The organism is Pseudomonas koreensis (assembly GCF_012986595.1).
Lineage (GTDB): Bacteria > Pseudomonadota > Gammaproteobacteria > Pseudomonadales > Pseudomonadaceae > Aquipseudomonas > Aquipseudomonas koreensis.
This window is the reverse complement of the sequence record NZ_JAAQYM010000008.1, coordinates 16,680-33,941: the sequence shown is the minus strand read 5'-3', so window position 1 is coordinate 33,941 and position 17,262 is coordinate 16,680. Positions and strand designations below refer to the sequence as shown.

The 17,262-nt window shown below is 60.1% G+C and carries 15 protein-coding genes; 4 read left to right on the top strand and 11 right to left on the bottom strand.

Annotated elements, in window-relative coordinates; translation table 11 throughout:
• Positions 1 to 40 precede the first annotated feature (40 nt).
• The 3 genes from HBN98_RS23410 to HBN98_RS23400 form a co-directional block, all read right to left on the bottom strand.
• A complete protein-coding gene (locus HBN98_RS23410; protein ID WP_047600129.1) occupies positions 41 to 778 on the bottom strand; it encodes an S-methyl-5'-thioinosine phosphorylase in 738 nt (245 codons plus the stop codon).
• Between the two features lie 13 nt (positions 779 to 791).
• A complete protein-coding gene (gene nagZ, locus HBN98_RS23405) occupies positions 792 to 1,802 on the bottom strand; it encodes a beta-N-acetylhexosaminidase (protein WP_025111059.1) in 1,011 nt (336 codons plus the stop codon).
• A gap of 158 nt (positions 1,803 to 1,960) precedes the next feature.
• Positions 1,961 to 2,668, bottom strand: coding sequence for a TetR/AcrR family transcriptional regulator (locus HBN98_RS23400; RefSeq protein WP_064588432.1), 708 nt, complete (start codon positions 2,666 to 2,668; stop codon positions 1,961 to 1,963).
• 229 nt (positions 2,669 to 2,897) lie between these two features.
• Between HBN98_RS23400 and lexA the strand changes: the two genes are divergently transcribed.
• Positions 2,898 to 3,506 carry a transcriptional repressor LexA gene (gene lexA / locus HBN98_RS23395; protein ID WP_064588433.1) on the top strand — a complete coding sequence of 203 codons (609 nt, stop codon included), beginning with the start codon at positions 2,898 to 2,900 and terminating at the stop codon, positions 3,504 to 3,506.
• A 10-nt stretch (positions 3,507 to 3,516) separates the two neighbouring features.
• Positions 3,517 to 3,990, top strand: a complete 474-nt coding sequence (gene sulA / locus HBN98_RS23390) for an SOS-induced cell division inhibitor SulA (RefSeq protein WP_064588434.1) — start codon at positions 3,517 to 3,519, stop codon at positions 3,988 to 3,990.
• A gap of 96 nt (positions 3,991 to 4,086) precedes the next feature.
• Here the strand turns inward: sulA and HBN98_RS23385 are convergent, their stop codons facing one another.
• From HBN98_RS23385 to HBN98_RS23355, 7 genes are all read right to left on the bottom strand, one after another.
• Positions 4,087 to 4,320 (bottom strand): hypothetical protein, encoded by a 234-nt coding sequence (locus HBN98_RS23385; RefSeq protein ID WP_003226592.1) that lies wholly within the window; start codon positions 4,318 to 4,320, stop codon positions 4,087 to 4,089.
• A gap of 106 nt (positions 4,321 to 4,426) precedes the next feature.
• The gene (locus tag HBN98_RS23380; protein WP_064588435.1) at positions 4,427 to 4,951 is read right to left on the bottom strand and encodes a DUF6586 family protein; all 525 of its coding nucleotides are present in this window, start codon (positions 4,949 to 4,951) and stop codon (positions 4,427 to 4,429) included.
• Between the two features lie 144 nt (positions 4,952 to 5,095).
• Positions 5,096 to 7,726 (bottom strand): type I DNA topoisomerase, encoded by a 2,631-nt coding sequence (gene topA / locus HBN98_RS23375; protein ID WP_064588436.1) that lies wholly within the window; start codon positions 7,724 to 7,726, stop codon positions 5,096 to 5,098.
• Between the two features lie 114 nt (positions 7,727 to 7,840).
• Positions 7,841 to 8,077 (bottom strand): DUF1653 domain-containing protein, encoded by a 237-nt coding sequence (locus tag HBN98_RS23370; RefSeq protein ID WP_083368381.1) that lies wholly within the window; start codon positions 8,075 to 8,077, stop codon positions 7,841 to 7,843.
• A 99-nt stretch (positions 8,078 to 8,176) separates the two neighbouring features.
• Positions 8,177 to 9,352: an acetyl-CoA C-acyltransferase FadA gene (gene fadA, locus HBN98_RS23365; protein WP_064588437.1), complete on the bottom strand. Its 1,176-nt coding sequence runs from the start codon at positions 9,350 to 9,352 to the stop codon at positions 8,177 to 8,179.
• Between the two features lie 29 nt (positions 9,353 to 9,381).
• Positions 9,382 to 11,529, bottom strand: coding sequence for a fatty acid oxidation complex subunit alpha FadB (gene fadB, locus HBN98_RS23360; RefSeq protein ID WP_064588438.1), 2,148 nt, complete (start codon positions 11,527 to 11,529; stop codon positions 9,382 to 9,384).
• 527 nt (positions 11,530 to 12,056) lie between these two features.
• Complete coding sequence (locus HBN98_RS23355) at positions 12,057 to 12,494, bottom strand: hypothetical protein (RefSeq protein WP_025111052.1); 438 nt, start codon at positions 12,492 to 12,494, stop codon at positions 12,057 to 12,059.
• Positions 12,495 to 12,597: 103 nt separating this feature from the next.
• Between HBN98_RS23355 and HBN98_RS23350 the strand changes: the two genes are divergently transcribed.
• On the top strand, positions 12,598 to 13,035 hold the full coding sequence (locus HBN98_RS23350; protein ID WP_064588439.1) for a universal stress protein: 438 nt from the start codon (positions 12,598 to 12,600) through the stop codon (positions 13,033 to 13,035).
• A gap of 70 nt (positions 13,036 to 13,105) precedes the next feature.
• On the opposite strand, the gene HBN98_RS23345 is transcribed toward HBN98_RS23350, so the two are convergent.
• Positions 13,106 to 15,028: an ATP-binding cassette domain-containing protein gene (locus HBN98_RS23345; protein WP_083368380.1), complete on the bottom strand. Its 1,923-nt coding sequence runs from the start codon at positions 15,026 to 15,028 to the stop codon at positions 13,106 to 13,108.
• 214 nt (positions 15,029 to 15,242) lie between these two features.
• Here HBN98_RS23345 and HBN98_RS23340 point away from each other — a divergent pair, with 214 nt between their 5' ends.
• Positions 15,243 to 17,171 (top strand): transglycosylase SLT domain-containing protein, encoded by a 1,929-nt coding sequence (locus HBN98_RS23340; RefSeq protein ID WP_083368379.1) that lies wholly within the window; start codon positions 15,243 to 15,245, stop codon positions 17,169 to 17,171.
• Positions 17,172 to 17,262 lie beyond the last annotated feature (91 nt).

Sequence of the window (17,262 nt, the reverse complement as noted above, 5' to 3'; positions counted from 1 at the left end):
AGCCTGCTCGCGAATGGGTCAACTCGGTCTGAAGCCAGCCTCAGCCCTTGAGCACCCGCGCCAACGTCGATTTCACCTTACCCATCCCGTCATGCAGCGCCTGCTCGATCTCGGCCATGGTGATCACCGCCGTGGTCTTGCCCGCTGCCGGGTTCACCACCAGCGACAGACACGCATAATCCAGATCCAGCTCGCGAGCCAGTGCTGCTTCCGGCATGCCGGTCATGCCAACGATGTCGCAGCCGTCACGTTCCAGACGCACGATCTCCGCCACGGTTTCCAGACGCGGGCCCTGAGTACAGGCGTAAACGCCTTGATCGCTGTATTCGCAGCCTTCGGCAGCCAGCGCGGCGATCAACTGCTGACGCAGCGGCTCGCTGTAGGGAAAGCTGAAATCGATGTGGGTGACATGCTCCAGATCATCGGCGAAAAACGTGTGTTCGCGACCGCTGGTGTAGTCGACGATCTGATGCGGCACACAGAAATGTCCGGTGCCCATGGCCGGGTGAATCCCACCCACTGCGTTGACCGCGATGATCGCCTCGGCGCCGGCCTGCTTCAGCGCCCACAGGTTGGCGCGGTAGTTGACCTTGTGCGGCGGGAAGCGGTGCGGATGGCCGTGACGGGCGAGGAACAGCACTTCCTTGCCGGCGTACTCGCCAATCTGCACTTCGGCCGACGGCGCACCATAAGGCGTATCCACCGCCAGGGACTGGCGAATGCTCAAGCCTTCAAGCTGGGTCAGGCCGGTGCCACCGATGATTGCGTAAACCGTCATAACGAATGAGTCCTTAATCGATCAATTGAGCGTCTTTGAGCGCGCCGATGGCGGTGAGCCAACGCGGATCCTGACGGTAGTCGGTGCTGGCGAAGGCCTGTCCGCGCATCCGCGCAATACGCGCGGACGGCTTGACCTTCATCCGCTGCGCAGCGCTCAGGGCCAGTTCCGCCGCTGCACGGTCGTTGCACACCAGGCCCATGTCGCAACCGGCACTGAGCGCGGCCTCGATACGGCTGGCGGCATCGCCGACCACGTGGGCGCCGGCCATCGACAGGTCGTCGCTGAAGATCACGCCGTCAAACTGCAACTCGCCGCGCAGGATGTCCTGCAACCAGCGACGGGAGAATCCGGCCGGCTGCGAATCGACTTGCGGGTAGATAACGTGCGCCGGCATGACGGCAGCGAGCTGTTTGCTGAGTCTGGCGAAGGGCACGAGATCGTTGGCGCGGATCTCGTCCAGGCTGCGTTCATCGTTCGGGATCGCGACGTGAGAGTCGGCTTCGGCCCAACCGTGACCGGGAAAATGCTTGCCGGTGGCAGCCATGCCGGCGCTGTTCATGCCGCGAATGAACGCCCCGGCGAGCAATGCGGCGCGCTCGGGGTCCCCTTCGAACGAACGGGTGCCGACTACGGCGCTGCGCTGGTAATCCAGGTCCAGCACCGGGGCGAAACTCAGGTCGAGGCCAACCGCCAGCACTTCGGTGGCCATGATCCAGCCGCACTGCTCGGCGAGGTATTCGGCATTCGGATTGTCAGCGATGGCACGCATTGCCGGCAGGCGCACGAAGCCCTGGCGCAAGCGCTGCACACGACCGCCCTCCTGATCCACCGCGAGCAACAGATCCGGGCGAATCGCGCGGATCGCGGCGCTCAGTTCCCGCACCTGGCGCGGATGCTCGATGTTGCGGGCAAAAATGATCAGGCCACCCACTTCGGGCTGGCGCAACAATTGGCGATCCTCGGCCGTCAGCCATGTACCGGCGACGTCCACCATCAACGAGCCTTGCAGGCCAGCAGTCATAGAGATTCCTTGAAAACGAAAAACCCGCTCCGCACGGCATCACCACCGAGGGCGATGCCCGGCAGGTTGGCGATGGTCATGGGGAACGGGTTCAAAACGAGAGTCGGCATGGGCGGCTAGCTTAGCGGATGTAAACTGCCGCGCCCACCCGTGTGCGGTTAAACCTTGGCGGCCACCGGGGTCGACTTGCTGCGCGGACGCAGTTGCGCAGTCGCCATGGCTGAGTCGGTAACACCGGTCTCGGCACGCATGCCGGCTGCAAGGAACGGCACCATCAGGCGCATCACCTGCTCGATCGAGGTGTTGACGCCGAAATCGGTCTCGGCAATTGCGCGCAAGGCTTTGATCCCCGACATGCTGAACGCCGCAGCACCGAGCATGAAGTGCACGCGCCAGAACAGCTCGATCGGTGGAATCCGCGGTGCGGCCTCATTGACCAGCAGCATGTAGCGGCGGAACACCTTGCCGTACATGTCTTCCAGGTAGCGACGCAGGTGACCCTGACTCTGGCTGAACGCCAGGCCGAGCAAGCGCATGAAGATTGACAGGTCGTTGCCGCTGCGCGGCTGGACCACCAGCGCCTGCTCAACGAGGATTTCCAGCAGCTCTTCGAGCGTCGGCTTGTTTTCCGGCTTGGCCTGACGCCGCTCCAGCTCTTTGTCGAGGCTGATGCAGAACGGCCCGAGGAAGCGCGAGAAAACCGCCTGGATCAGGGCTTTCTTGGAGCCGAAATGATAGTTCACCGCCGCCAGGTTGACGCCGGCCTTGCTGGTGATCAAACGCAACGAGGTTTCGGCGAAACCTTTCTCCGCGAACAACTGCTCGGCAGCATCAAGAATGCGTTCAACGGTTTCCGACTGGGCCATGGCTACTCCGCCTGACAAACACTTGTTTGAAACATACGTTTCAGCCTGTGCCTTGTCAAGCCTGCCAGTTCGTTTTGGGAATGGTCGGTCAGCTATTTAACCACACTCGCCCGACGCATTAATAAGCACCGCTGCCGACCGTCCGGCGGCCTGCAAAAAAACGGGCATTGCCAAGACCGCTTCACTGTATATAATCCCAGTCACTGTATAAAAAGACAGAGCGATCAATATGCTAAAGCTGACGCCACGCCAAGCCGAGATTCTGGCCTTTATCAAACGCTGCCTCGAAGACAACGGCTACCCGCCAACCCGCGCGGAAATCGCTCAGGAACTGGGTTTCAAGTCGCCCAACGCGGCTGAAGAACACCTCAAGGCCCTCGCCCGCAAAGGTGCCATCGAGATGACCCCGGGCGCCTCTCGCGGCATCCGCATCCCCGGCTTCGAAGCCAAGCCCGACGACTCCACCCTGCCGATCATTGGCCGGGTTGCTGCCGGCGCGCCGATCCTCGCCCAGCAGCACATCGAAGAGTCCTGCAACATCAACCCGACCTTCTTCCATCCGCGCGCCGATTACCTGCTGCGCGTGCACGGCATGAGCATGAAGGACATCGGCATTTTCGACGGCGACCTGCTGGCGGTGCATACCACCCGCGAGGCCCGCAATGGCCAGGTCGTGGTTGCACGCATCGGCGACGAAGTGACCGTCAAGCGCTTCAAGCGCGAAGGCAGCAAAGTCTGGCTGATTGCCGAAAACCCTGAGTTCGCCCCTATCGAAGTCGACCTGAAAGATCAGGAACTGGTGATCGAAGGCTTGAGTGTCGGCGTAATTCGCCGCTAAAGGAGGCTTTATGCAGTTCCCACACGCACCTCAGCAAACACAACTGCCTTTATTCGAAGCGTTTCTGGCACAACCGATGGCGCCGATCCTGAAGGAAGTGGTCGAGCGCCCCTGGAATGCCGAACCGGAAGTATTCAGTGAGCTGTCTCTGCGCGGTGCGGCGGGGAACTGCCTGAACCTGCTTGCCCCGATCCTTCGCGAACTGAGCGAGGATCAGGATGCGCGATGGCTCACACTGATTGCCCCTCCTGCCAGCCTGACCCAGACTTGGCTGCGCGAGGCCGGCCTGAACCGTGAGCGCATCCTGCTGCTGCAGCCACGGGGCACGCAAAGCGCTCAGCAACTGGCCTGCGAAGCACTGCGCCTGGGTCGCAGCCACACAGTCGTGACCTGGCTTAACCCGCTGAACAGCGGCTCACGGCAACAGCTGATCAGCGCTGCCCGCACGGGCGACGCTCAGAGCCTGAACATTCGATTGGGTTGATTCACTTGTAACGCGCGCTGTGTGAAGCGCAGGGCTTCTCCAGGGACAGAGAAGCCGACTTGATGCGGTATCGGCAAACGCAGAAAGCAGCGGGAATCAGTGAAGAACCCGCGGCCCCTCTTCCTTATCAAATTCGCCTTCAACCATACGACCGGCCATCTGCACGCCGACGCTCAACATCGCCTTGGCGATTTCCACGTGCTGGCCTTGCAGGAACGCTTTGGCATCCTCGGAGAAATCCAGCGTCACCAGAGAACCCTCGTCCTCAGCCCTGCGCAGTTCGATTCGGCCGTCTGGTAACTCGACAATTTCTAGAAAGGACGTTGGCATATAGGTCTGTTCTCCACGAAAGGCAGGGATTATATAGACATCATTCGGGCTTCGCTCGGGATCTTGACCAGCAGCATGTTTCAGATTGCCACCGTATCAATTGTCCTCAGCATTCGTTCAAGCCTTCGCGAAAACGGATGGCCAGACCTTTGAGGTTCTGCCGCCAGGTCTCCAGCTCTTCGCGAGTCAGCTCCTGCGGCGCCTGCTCTTCATCCAGATTAACGGCCTGAATCAACGGCTGCGTCACATCGCCCTTAGGCTTGTGTGGCACCCGTGGCGGCTGGAACATCGCCGAATGCGCCGCCAGCAGTTTGGCCAGCCAGGTTTCAGGATTGCCGGCCAGTTCGATCATCTCGGCCAACTCGGGGATCGCAATCGATTCCAGAACTTCGCGAGTCAGCAGCGCTTCTGCCCGCGACGCATTGGCCTGAGGCAGACGGTAGAAACCGGCGATCTCATGGCACAGCCCCAGAAGCGCGCCGTAGAGGTGGAATAACGCCGATTCACGTCCAGCCTGAATCAACGCCAACGCGTTCATCGCCCGCCCTTCTTCGGCTCGAGCCAGAGCTTCCAGCGACAGGCCGGCGAAATAGATCTTCTGATTGGTGCGGGTATAGAGTTCGTGCGCCATGCCGGCAGTCTCCACAGCGAAATAATTGCGTCACACAGGCCGGACAGTGTCATGGATCAGCCGATCCCACCGCAAGCACAAAACCAAAAGGCCGCATGAAAACCCGAGGGTCATCATGCGGCCTTTTGTGTATCGGACTAGCGCTTACTCAGCCTTGGCCTTCGTGCGTTTGTCTTCAACGGTCCACTTGCCACCGTCGTAGAACGCTTTCCAGCCGGTAGGCTTACCGTCGACCTCGGTCTGCACGTATTGCTCCTTGGTCTTGCGGCTGTAGCGAATCACCGCTGGCAGACCATCAGGATCCTTCTGCGGCGCTTCGCACAGGAAGTGGTACTTCGGATCGATCTCGTCCTTGTGCGGCAAAATCTCGATCACCAGCGGCGCACGGGTCTCGCGGTTTTTCGGGAATTGGCTGGCCGCCAGGAACAGACCAGAAGCACCGTCGCGCAGGATGTAGGTGTCGTTGACCTTCTCGCACTTGAGCTCAGGCATCTTCACCGGGTCCATCTTCGGCGGCGCCGCATCACCGCTCTTCAGCAGCTTGCGGGTGTTCTTGCAGGTCGGATTGGTGCAACCGAAGAACTTGCCGAAACGGCCAGTCTTGAGCTGCATTTCGCTGCCGCACTTGTCGCATTCCAGGCTCGGGCCTTCGTAGCCCTTGATGCGATAGTTGCCCTCTTCGATTTCGTAGCCGGCGCAATCCGGGTTGTTACCGCAGATGTGCAGCTTGCGCTTCTCGTCGAGCAGGTAGGCATCCATCGCCGTGCTGCAGATCGGGCAGCGATGCTTGCCGCGCAGGACCAGCGATTCCGACTCACCTTCGTCGTCCGCAGCGATCTCGTCGCCCGGCACCAGGTTGACGGTGGCCTTGCAACGTTCTTTCGGTGGCAGGCTGTAGCCCGAGCAGCCAAGGAATACGCCGGTCGACGCAGTACGAATCTGCATCGGACGGCCGCACGTGGTGCACGGAATGTCGGTCATGACCGGCTGGTTGGCACGCATGCCGTTGTCCGGATTCTCCGCCACTTCGAGTTTCTTCTTGAAGTCGCCGTAGAACTCGTCCAGCACGTTTTTCCAGTCGCGCTCGCCCTGGGCCACGTCATCGAGGTTCTCTTCCATGCCGGCGGTGAAGCCGTAGTCCATGAGGTTCGAGAAACTCTCCGACAGACGCTCCGTGACGATGTCACCCATCTTTTCCGAGTAGAAACGACGGTTGTGCAGGGTCACGTAGCCGCGATCCTGGATGGTCGAAATGATCGCGGCGTAGGTCGAGGGACGACCGATGCCACGTTTTTCCATTTCCTTGACCAGGCTAGCTTCGGAGTAACGCGCCGGCGGCTTGGTGAAGTGCTGGGACGGATCAAGCTTGATCAGCTTCATCACGTCGCCCTGTGCCATGTCCGGCAGAACATCGTCGTCGCCAGGCTTGGCGATCTGCGGCATAACGCGGGTGTAGCCGTCGAACTTGAGGATACGGCCCTTGGCACGCAGCTCGAAGTCACCAGCGGCGACACTGACGGTGGTCGACAGGTATTGCGCCGGCAGCATCTGGCAAGCGAGGAACTGGCGCCAGATCAGCTCGTAGAGGCGCTCAGCGTCACGCTCCATGCCAGCCAGCTTGCTCGGCGTGGTGTTGGCGTCGGAAGGACGAATCGCTTCGTGAGCCTCTTGTGCGCCTTCTTTGCTGCTGTAGACGTTTGGCGTTTCCGGCAGGTACTTCTTGCCGAACTCGTCTTCGATGTAAGTGCGCGCCATCGTCACGGCGTCAGCCGAGAGGTTGGTCGAGTCGGTACGCATATAAGTGATGTAGCCGGCTTCGTACAGACGCTGGGCCATCATCATGGTTTTCTTCACGCCGAAGCCCAGGCGGTTGCTCGCGGCCTGTTGCAGGGTGGACGTGATGAACGGTGCCGACGGCTTGCTGCTGGTCGGCTTGTCTTCGCGCTTGACGATGCTGTAGCTGGAAGACTTGAGCTTCTCCAGCGCTGCCGTTGCCTGGGCTTCGTTCAGCGGCTTGAAGGCTTCGCCCTTCTCCCGTGCCACTTCGAAACGCACGGTCGAGCCTTTGGCAGTGCCGAGGTCGGCGTGCACTTCCCAGTATTCTTCCGGGTTGAACGCACGAATCTCGCGCTCACGCTCGACCACCAGTTTCACGGCAACCGATTGCACCCGGCCGGCCGACAGCCCACGGGCGATCTTGGCCCACAGCAGCGGCGAGACCATGTAGCCCACAACGCGGTCGAGGAAACGACGCGCCTGCTGGGCATTCACACGATCAATGTCCAGCTCGCCCGGCTCGGAGAAGGCTTCCTGAATCGCCTTCTTGGTGATTTCGTTGAACACCACGCGCTTGTACCGGCTGTCGTCACCACCGATGGCTTCGCGCAGGTGCCAGGCAATGGCTTCCCCCTCGCGATCCAAGTCGGTTGCGAGATAGATGGTGTCAGCATCCTTGGCGAGCCGGCGCAGCTCTTCGATGACCTTCTCTTTGCCCGGGAGGATCTCGTACTGGGCTTTCCAGCCATGATCGGGATCGACACCCATACGCGAGACCAGCTGCTTGCGCGCTTTCTCTTTCGGCGTGAGCACCGGCCCTTCGCCCGCGGCAGCCTTGCCGCGCTTGGCGGCTGGCTCTTTGCTGGCGCTAGCCGAACCGCTGGTGGGCAGGTCTCGGATATGGCCGATACTCGACTTCACCACGTATTGGTTGCCCAGATACTTGTTGATGGTCTTGGCCTTAGCCGGGGATTCCACAATGACCAGCGATTTGCCCATGGATCAGAAAATTCCTGAATTCTAGAAGTGAAAGGCGGTTGGCGCCTGACGCGGCACCGCTATATATAGTTGATACAAGGTGAGGTCAAGCACAGGGTTCTGTGCGCACTCGCCTCATGCCTTGGAAAAAAGGCTCGGTTCGGCTTGCACCAAAGCAAAGCGTGGCACCTGATCGCCGTCAACCTCGACCGACTCGACGAACATGCTCAAAGGGCGTACCCAGAAGCCGTAATCGCCATACAGGGCTTGGTAAAAGACCACTTCTTCTTCGGTCTCGGAATGCCGCGCAACACTGAATACGCGGTACTGCGGACCTTTGTAATGTTGGTAGAGCCCAGGTTGTATCGGCATGCTTCGGCCCTCACTCAAATTTTTTCAAAATAAATACAAAAATAAATCCACAAAAACAAAAACCGGGGCACTTGGCCCCGGCTTCCATCGACGAGACGCTTAAACGCGTTCGAAGACGGTGGAGATGCCTTGGCCGAGACCAATGCACATAGTGGCCACCCCGAAGGTGCCGCTATTCTGCTTCATCACGTTCAGCAAAGTGCCGGAGATACGGGCACCGGAACAACCGAACGGGTGACCCAGGGCGATCGCGCCGCCGTGCAGGTTAACCTTCTCGTTCATCTTGTCGAGTACTTTCAGATCTTTCAGCACTGGCAGGGCCTGTGCAGCGAAAGCTTCGTTGAGCTCGAAGAAGTCGATATCGTTGATGCCAAGGCCCGCACGCTTCAGGGCTTTTTGTGTCGCCGGCACTGGACCATAGCCCATGATCGCCGGATCCACACCCGCCACTGCCATCGAACGGATCACGGCCATCGGCTGGATCCCCAGGTCCTGCGCACGCTGCGCCGACATCACGATCATGCACGAAGCACCATCGGTGATCTGCGACGAAGTACCGGCAGTCACGGTGCCGCCCTTTGGATTGAAGGCAGGCTTGAGGGCCGCCAGACTTTCCAGGGTGGTTTCCGGACGAATGGTTTCGTCGTAGTCGAACAGCTTCAGGAAGCCGTTTTCGTCGTAGCCCTGCATCGGGATGATTTCGTCTTTGAACTTGCCTTCCACGGTTGCCTTGTGGGCCAACTGGTGGGAGCGAACGCCGAAAGCGTCCTGCTGCTCGCGAGTGATGCCGTGCATTTTGCCCAGCATTTCCGCGGTCAGGCCCATCATGCCCGAGGCTTTCGCCGCGTACAGCGACATGTGCGGGTTCGGATCGACACCGTGCATCATGCTCACGTGACCCATATGCTCGACGCCGCCAACCACGAACACGTCACCGTTACCGGTCATGATCGCTTGCGCGGCAGTGTGCAGGGCACTCATCGACGAGCCACACAGACGGCTGACGGTCTGGCCAGCCGAGGTGTGCGGGATCTGAGTCATCAGCGACGCCATCCGCGCGATGTTCCAGCCCTGCTCCAGGGTCTGGTTCACACAGCCCCAGATCACGTCCTCGACTTCAGCAGGATCGACCTTGGCGTTGCGTTCCAGCAGTTTGCTGATCAGGTACGCCGACATGTCTTCGGCGCGGGTGTTGCGGTGCATGCCGCCCTTGGAGCGGCCCATCGGAGTACGACCGAAGTCGACAATCACGACGTCTCTAGGATTCAAGCTCATAAGTTCACTCTCACTCTAGTTGGGGGCGCTTAACCGAAGAAGCTCTGGCCGTTCTTGGCCATTTCGCGCAGCTTCGCGGTCGGGTGGTACAGCGCGCCCAAATCAGCGTACTGGTCAGCCAGGGCAACGAACTCGGCAACACCGATCGAATCGATGTAGCGCAGTGCACCGCCACGGAATGGAGGGAAACCGATACCGTAGACCAGACCCATGTCGGCTTCGGCGGCGGTTTCAACGATGCCGTCTTCCAGGCAACGCACGGTTTCCAGGCACAGCGGGATCATCATCCAGTTGATGATGTCTTCGTCAGTGACTTCGCGCTGCTCGTAAACGATCGGCTTGAGCACTTCCAGCACCGACGGATCGGCAACCTTCTTCTGCTTGCCTTTCTTGTCGGCTTCGTAGGCGTAGAAGCCCTTGCCGTTCTTCTGCCCCAGACGCTTGGCTTCGTACAGCACGTCGATGGCCGAGCGACGGTCATCTTTCATGCGATCCGGGAAACCTTCAGCCATCACGTCACGACCGTGGTGACCGGTGTCGATGCCGACCACGTCCATCAGGTATGCCGGGCCCATCGGCCAGCCGAATTTTTCCATGACCTTGTCGATACGGACGAAGTCCACACCGGCGCTGACCAGTTTGGCGAAACCGCCGAAGTACGGGAACAGAACGCGGTTGACCAGGAAGCCCGGGCAGTCGTTGACGACAATCGGGTTCTTGCCCATTTTCTTGGCGTAGGCAACGGTGGTGGCAATCGCCAGCTCGCTGGACTTCTCGCCACGGATCACTTCCACCAGCGGCATCATGTGCACCGGGTTGAAGAAGTGCATGCCGACGAAGTTTTCCGGACGCTTGAGGGCCTTGGCCAGCAGGCTGATGGAAATGGTCGACGTGTTGGACGCGAGGATGGTGTCCTCTTTGACCTTGTCTTCGACTTCAGCCAGCACCGCTTGCTTGACCTTCGGGTTCTCGACCACGGCTTCAACGACCAGATCGACGTGACCGAAGTCGCCGTAGGACAGGGTCGGACGAATGCCGTTGAGCACTTCAGCCATTTTCGCGGCAGTCATGCGGCCTTTGTCAACGCGGCCAACCAGCAGCTTGGCGGCTTCGGCCAGGCCCTGCTCGATACCGTGCTCGTTGATGTCCTTCATCAGGATCGGCGTACCTTTGGAGGCCGACTGATAGGCGATACCGCCACCCATGATGCCGGCGCCCAGTACGGCAGCCTGCTTCACGTCTTTGGCGATTTCGTCGTAGGCCTTGGCCTTTTTCTTCAGTTCCTGATCGTTCAGGAACAGACCGATCAAGCTCTGCGCAGCAGAAGTCTTGGCCAGTTTGACGAAACCGGCGGCTTCGACTTCCAGTGCCTTGTCACGACCGAAGTTCGCGGCTTTCTGGATGGTCTTGATCGCTTCAACCGGCGCCGGGTAGTTCGGGCCAGCCTGACCGGCCACGAAACCTTTGGCGGTTTCGAAAGCCATCATTTGTTCAATGGCGTTGAGCTTGAGTTTTTCCAGCTTCGGCTGACGCTTGGCCTTGTAGTCGAACTCGCCGGAGATGGCGCGCTTGATCAGTTCAAGCGCGGCTTCCTGCAGCTTCTCCGGAGCAACCACGGCGTCGACGGCGCTGACTTTCAGTGCGTCTTCAGGACGGTTTTCCTTGCCGGAGGCAATCCACTCGATGGCGTTATCGACGCCGATCAGGCGCGGCAGACGCACGGTACCGCCGAAGCCTGGGTAGATGCCCAGTTTGACTTCCGGCAGGCCGATCTTGGCCTTGGTCGACATGACGCGGTAGTCCGCTGCCAGGCACATTTCCAGGCCGCCGCCCAGGGCGATGCCATTGATCGCGACCACGGTCGGAACGTTGAGGTCTTCGAAATCGCTGAAGATCTTGTTGGCTTCGAGATTGCCAGCAACCAGCTCGGCATCCGGCAGCTTGAAGTTATCGACAAATTCGGTGATGTCGGCGCCGACGATGAATACGTCCTTGCCACTGCTGACGATCACGCCCTTGATCGAAGCATCTGCCTTGATGGTGTCCACGGCCTGACGCAGTTCGTTCAGGGTAAGACGGTTGAACTTGTTGACGGACTCACCCTTGAGGTCGAATTTCAATTCGACGATGCCACTTTCAAGAGCTTTAACCGTGATGGCTTTACCTTCGTAAATCATCAACTGATCTCCACGATATGGAAGCTGAACAGTACACGTCGGACGCAGGTAAATGGCTCGGCAGGACGCTTTTTCGTCGATGCTGACGCCAATCCACCCGGCACACCCGCCAACGCGATAGTCGGGATTCTGTAGGAGCAGTCTGTAAGACAAACGCTCAATTCATACGCCCGTTTGATTTGGGTACGTCACCTTCACGGAATTTCCAACAATTGTCAATCGCCCAAAATACGGGTTGAAATGCGACCTTGCGGTCACTTCCGTCGCACGCAGAGCCGCAACACGGCGCAGCATGCAAAGCCATTCATAGAATCAATAGTTAGAAAAGTCGCCCTAATTCACTGCGAGCCTTGTTTAACAGGCTACGCTGGCTGGACTATAGGGAGATTCGCTGACTGCATGATGTCGAGTCAGCGATAAAAACAGTTACCGGCCTGCCTGGCCACCCCGCCCGATGAATCATGTCGGGCTTTTTATTGCTCGTCTGCCGGACCCTCCCCACCATTGCAGTGGGAAAAGTCCGCGAGTCACGCCAGCGCTTTCAGCGTCGCGTCGATATCCTGCAACACCGTGGCTTCGCCCTTCTCGCCCCAGTACAAGGCGATCATCTGCTTGTCGGCCTCGACCTTGAATACGTTGCCTGGCAATTTTTCGAAATGATTGAGCAGCGCCCGATCTTCGCAGACCTCCTGCCATTGATTGACCCACACCCCCGGCGACTTCTGCCAGTAAGTCCAGCACGCCGGTTGACTGCCACGACGCGGCCGATGGTATTGCGCACAGGGGCTGGGAGGCTCCTGAGACAGCCAGTGCGGCCACTCCTGAGGCGCCAGCTGCATGGCCAGCCCGATACGCCGTGCTTCCATGCGCAGGGCCATTCGGCCGCTCTGCACGCGCGATGGGCGCAACCATGCCAGTGGACTCAGGACCACCAGCAGGATTGACACCACCAACCAGACCGTCATATCTCTACTCCCGACTTAAGGTAAGCGCATTGTGCCACTTTGGAACCAATGCGCTTGAAACCAGCCATACTTAACAATATTGAACCGTCACGAGGAGCACCTCATGCCCTACAACCATATCCTGGTCGCCGTAGATCTGACCGAAGAGTGCGACCCTGTGATTCACCGCGCCCGAGAGCTGTCGGCGAGCAATGGCGCCAAGCTGTCGCTGGTGCATATCGTCGAGCCGATGGCGATGGCATTCGGCGGCGATGTACCGATGGATCTGTCACAACTGCAACAACAGCAGTTCGATCAGTCCAAGGAGCGCCTTGAGCGCCTGAAAGCCAAATACACCGAGCTCGAAGGCGCCAACTGCCATCTGACCTATGGCCAGCCACGCCAGGAAATCCATCATTTCGCCAAGGAAAACCATTGCGATCTGATCGTGGTCGGCAGCCATGGCCGCCATGGCCTGGCGCTGTTGCTCGGCTCGACCGCCAATGACGTCCTGCACGGCGCACCTTGCGATGTGCTGGCGGTGCACCTGATCAAGCGTTAACCCTTCGGGAGCTGCTACAAAAAGCCCGGCCTCACGCAAATGAGGCCGGGCTTTTTTGTCACCGGATCAATCAGGCATCCAGCTCGGCCCAACGCTCCACCAGTGCATCCAGCTCAGCCTGCAACTGCTCCAGCGAAGCGATCACCTTGGCTGTTTCGGCCGCTGGACGCTGATAGAAACCGGCTTCGGCCATTTCAGCCTCGACGGCCGCAATCTGCTGTTCCTTGGCGTCGATGTCGCCCGGCAATGCTTCCAGCTCGCGCTGCAGCTTGTAGCTCAGCTTCTTCTTGGCAGCTGGCGCAGCAGCTGCAGGGGGAGCAACCACAGCAGGCTCGGCGGTGACTACCGCCGAATTCAGGTCAGCCTTGCCCGATTTGCTCTCGGTCACGCCCAGCAGGCGCGGCGAGCCGCCCTGACGGATCCAGTCCTGGTAGCCACCGACGTATTCACGCACCTTGCCTTCACCTTCGAAGACCAGGGTGCTGGTGACCACGTTGTCGAGGAATGCCCGGTCGTGGCTGACCATCAGCACGGTACCGTTGAAGGTCAGCAACACTTCTTCGAGGAGCTCGAGGGTTTCCACGTCGAGGTCGTTGGTCGGTTCGTCGAGTACCAGCAGGTTCGCCGGCTTGCTGAACAGTTTCGCCAACAGCAAGCGCGCACGCTCGCCCCCGGACAGCGCCTTGACCGGCGTGCGCGCACGCTGCGGGCTGAACAGGAAGTCGCCGAGGTAGCTCAGCACGTGGCGGCTCTGACCGTCGATGTCGATGAAATCGCGACCTTCGGCGACGTTGTCGATCACGGTCTTTTCCAGATCCAGCTGATGGCGCAACTGGTCGAAGTAAGCCACGTCGATCCGGGTGCCCTCTTCCACTTTGCCGCTGGTCGGTTGCAGACCGTTAAGCATCAGCTTGAGCAAGGTGGTCTTGCCGGTACCGTTGGCGCCCAGCAGACCGATACGGTCGCCGCGCTGCAGGACCATCGAGAAGTCCTTGATCAGGAACGGACCGTCCGGGTGATGGAAGCTGACATTTTCCAGCACCATCACTTGCTTGCCGGACTTGTCGGCGGTTTCCAGCTGGATGTTGGCCTTGCCGGTGCGTTCGCGACGCTCGCTGCGTTCAACACGCAGGGCTTTAAGGGCGCGCACGCGGCCTTCGTTACGGGTACGACGGGCCTTGATGCCCTGACGGATCCACACTTCTTCCTGGGCCAGACGCTTGTCGAACAGCGCGTTGGCGGTTTCTTCAGCGGCCAACGCCGCTTCTTTATGCACCAGGAAGCTGGCGTAGTCGCCGTTCCAGTCGATCAGGCCGCCGCGATCCAGTTCGAGGATGCGCGTGGCGAGGTTTTGCAGGAAGGAACGGTCGTGCGTGATGAACAGCACGGCGCCCTGGAAATCCTTCAGCGCTTCTTCGAGCCAGGCAATTGCACCGATGTCCAGGTGGTTGGTCGGTTCGTCGAGCAGCAGCAGATCCGGCTCGGACACCAGCGCCTGCGCCAGCAGTACGCGACGACGCCAGCCGCCGGACAACTCGGCGAGGGTCTTGTCGGCCGGCAGTTGCAGGCGGCTCAGGGTGCTGTCGACCAGGGTCTGCAAGCGCCAGCCATCACGGGCTTCGAGGTCGTGCTGGACGTGCATCAGTTTGTCCAGATCGGCGTCGGTGACGATGTTCTGGCTCAGGTGATGGTATTCGGCGAGCAACGCGCCCACACCGTCCAGGCCTTCGGCAACCACGTCGAACACGGTCCGCCCGTCGGCCACCGGCAATTCTTGCGGCAATTCGCCGATTTTCAGACCGGGGGCACGCCACACCGAGCCGTCATCGGGCTTCTGGTCGCCCTTGACCAGTTTCATCATGCTGGACTTGCCAGTGCCGTTGCGGCCGATGATGCACACCCGCTCACCACGGGCGATCTGCCAGGACACCTTGTCCAACAACGGCATAGCGCCGAACGCAAGGGACACATCGCTGAATTTGAGCAGGGTCATGAGCTTCTCCAAAAACCGGGCGCGCATTCTACCTGAGTTAGGCCCTCAACAGGCCGGCAATTTGTCTGCCGAAGCACTCTGCACAACATTTGTTGCGAACTTGTGCTGCAACACCGGCAAAGCTTTCGCCCGTTGCTGGCAAAAGGCTAAGCTACAGACAATTCAGTGCTGGCCGCGGCCGGTGCTTGTCATGATTTCTCTGCCCGGATGTCTCATGCGCAGTCGCCTTTTCAGTGTCTTGTCCTGTTTGCTACTTACCGCCGCTGCCGCTCAATCCGCCCAGGCGGTGGACCTGTCCACCCAACGCCAGTATTACGATGAAGCCAAGCGCGCCCTGGCCAAGGGCGATACCGGCCCGTACTTCCGTTACAGCCAGGCCCTGGCCGATTATCCGCTGGAACCGTACCTGGCCTACGACGAACTGACCGCGCGTCTGAAGACCGCGAGCAACGCCGAGATCGAGAAGTTTCTCGCCGAGCACGGTGACCTGCCCCAGGCCAACTGGATGAAGCTGCGCTGGTTGCGCTGGCTCGCCGACCGTGGCGACTGGGCCACCTTCACCAAGTATTACGACCCGAAACTCAACTTCACCGAACTGGACTGCCTGAATGCGCAGTATCAGATCAGCAGCGGTCACAAGGCCGAGGGTTACGCCAACGCCGACAAACTGTGGCTGACCGGCAAATCGCAACCGGCGGCCTGTGACGGGCTGTTCGGAATCTGGGCCGCCGACGGTCAATTGACTGAACAGAAACGCTGGGAGCGGACCAAACTCGCTGCCCAAGCGCGTAACTATCCGCTGGCCAACAGCCTGGTCAATGGCCTGACCACCCTCGCCCCGCGCGGTCGCCTGCTGGTGGATGTGGCGCAGAAACCCGAGCTGCTCAACCAGCCATCGCGCTTCACTCCGGCCGACGAACCAATGTCCGACGTGGTCAGCCTCGGCCTGCGCCGCCTCGCCCGTCAGGATCCGGACAAGGCCATGGCCCTGCTCGACGGTTACGCCAGCAGCATGCATTTCTCCCGGGACGAGAAAGTCGCGATTGCCCGGGAAATCGGCCTGACCCTGGCCCGGCGTTTCGACAGCCGCGCGCTGGACGTGATGACTAAATACGACCCGGAACTGCGTGATAACACTGTTTCCGAATGGCGTTTGCGCCTGCTGTTGCGTCTGGCCCGCTGGGACGATGCCTACCAGTTGACCCGCCGTCTGCCGCAGGATCTGGCGACCACCAACCGCTGGCGTTACTGGCAGGCCCGCAGCCTGGAACTGGCGCAGCCACAGAACCCGGAAGCGCAGACGCTGTACAAGAATCTGGCGAAGGAACGCGACTTCTACGGTTTCCTCGCCGCCGACCGTTCGCAATCGCCGTATTCGCTGGTGAACAAGCCGCTTGTGCTCAGCCAGGCCACCATAAACAAGGTGCGCAATACACCGGGCATACGCCGTGCTCTGGAATTCCATGCCCGCGGGCAGATCGTCGACGGTCGGCGCGAGTGGTATCACGTCAGCCGTCATTTCAATCGTGACGAAATGGTCGCCCAGGCCAAACTGGCCTACGACCTGAAGTGGTATTTCCCGGCGATCCGCACCATCAGTCAGGCGCAATACTGGGACGACCTGGACATCCGCTTCCCGATGGCCCACCGCGACACGCTCGTGCGTGAAGCCAAGACGCGTGGCCTGCATTCGAGCTGGGTGTTCGCCATCACCCGCCAGGAAAGTGCGTTCATGGACGACGCCCGCTCCGGCGTCGGCGCCAGCGGCCTGATGCAACTGATGCCGGGCACCGCCAAGGAAACCGCGCGCAAGTTCAGCATCCCGCTGGCCTCGCCACAGCAGGTGCTCGATCCGGACAAGAACATCCAGCTCGGCGCCGCTTACCTGAGCCAGGTGCACAGCCAGTTCAACGGCAACCGCGTCCTCGCCTCCGCCGCCTACAACGCCGGCCCCGGCCGCGTGCGCCAGTGGCTGCGCGGTGCCGATCACCTGAGCTTCGACGTGTGGGTGGAAAGCATCCCGTTCGACGAAACCCGCCAGTACGTGCAGAACGTGCTGTCGTACTCGGTGATTTACGGCCAGAAGCTCAACTCGCCACAACCGCTGGTGGATTGGCATGAGCGGTATTTTGATGATCAGTAACCGGTAACGCCGGTTACACAGGCGCCGTGACCTTTTGATCTCGCTTGAAAAAAATGCCCGCATCTCAATGCGGGCATTTTTTTACCTCAAA

Coding starts and splice junctions, on each gene's coding strand:
- sulA (WP_064588434.1), top strand. CDS start 3,517: ATGCAGTTCCCACACGCACCTCAGCAAACACAACTGCCTTTATTCGAA.
- topA (WP_064588436.1), bottom strand. CDS start 7,726: ATGGGCAAATCGCTGGTCATTGTGGAATCCCCGGCTAAGGCCAAGACC.
- HBN98_RS23370 (WP_083368381.1), bottom strand. CDS start 8,077: ATGCCGATACAACCTGGGCTCTACCAACATTACAAAGGTCCGCAGTAC.
- HBN98_RS23380 (WP_064588435.1), bottom strand. CDS start 4,951: ATGGCGCACGAACTCTATACCCGCACCAATCAGAAGATCTATTTCGCC.
- HBN98_RS23385 (WP_003226592.1), bottom strand. CDS start 4,320: ATGCCAACGTCCTTTCTAGAAATTGTCGAGTTACCAGACGGCCGAATC.
- fadA (WP_064588437.1), bottom strand. CDS start 9,352: ATGAGCTTGAATCCTAGAGACGTCGTGATTGTCGACTTCGGTCGTACT.
- lexA (WP_064588433.1), top strand. CDS start 2,898: ATGCTAAAGCTGACGCCACGCCAAGCCGAGATTCTGGCCTTTATCAAA.
- HBN98_RS23355 (WP_025111052.1), bottom strand. CDS start 12,494: ATGACGGTCTGGTTGGTGGTGTCAATCCTGCTGGTGGTCCTGAGTCCA.
- HBN98_RS23400 (WP_064588432.1), bottom strand. CDS start 2,668: ATGGCCCAGTCGGAAACCGTTGAACGCATTCTTGATGCTGCCGAGCAG.
- HBN98_RS23410 (WP_047600129.1), bottom strand. CDS start 778: ATGACGGTTTACGCAATCATCGGTGGCACCGGCCTGACCCAGCTTGAA.
- nagZ (WP_025111059.1), bottom strand. CDS start 1,802: ATGACTGCTGGCCTGCAAGGCTCGTTGATGGTGGACGTCGCCGGTACA.
- HBN98_RS23345 (WP_083368380.1), bottom strand. CDS start 15,028: ATGACCCTGCTCAAATTCAGCGATGTGTCCCTTGCGTTCGGCGCTATG.
- fadB (WP_064588438.1), bottom strand. CDS start 11,529: ATGATTTACGAAGGTAAAGCCATCACGGTTAAAGCTCTTGAAAGTGGC.
- HBN98_RS23340 (WP_083368379.1), top strand. CDS start 15,243: ATGCGCAGTCGCCTTTTCAGTGTCTTGTCCTGTTTGCTACTTACCGCC.
- HBN98_RS23350 (WP_064588439.1), top strand. CDS start 12,598: ATGCCCTACAACCATATCCTGGTCGCCGTAGATCTGACCGAAGAGTGC.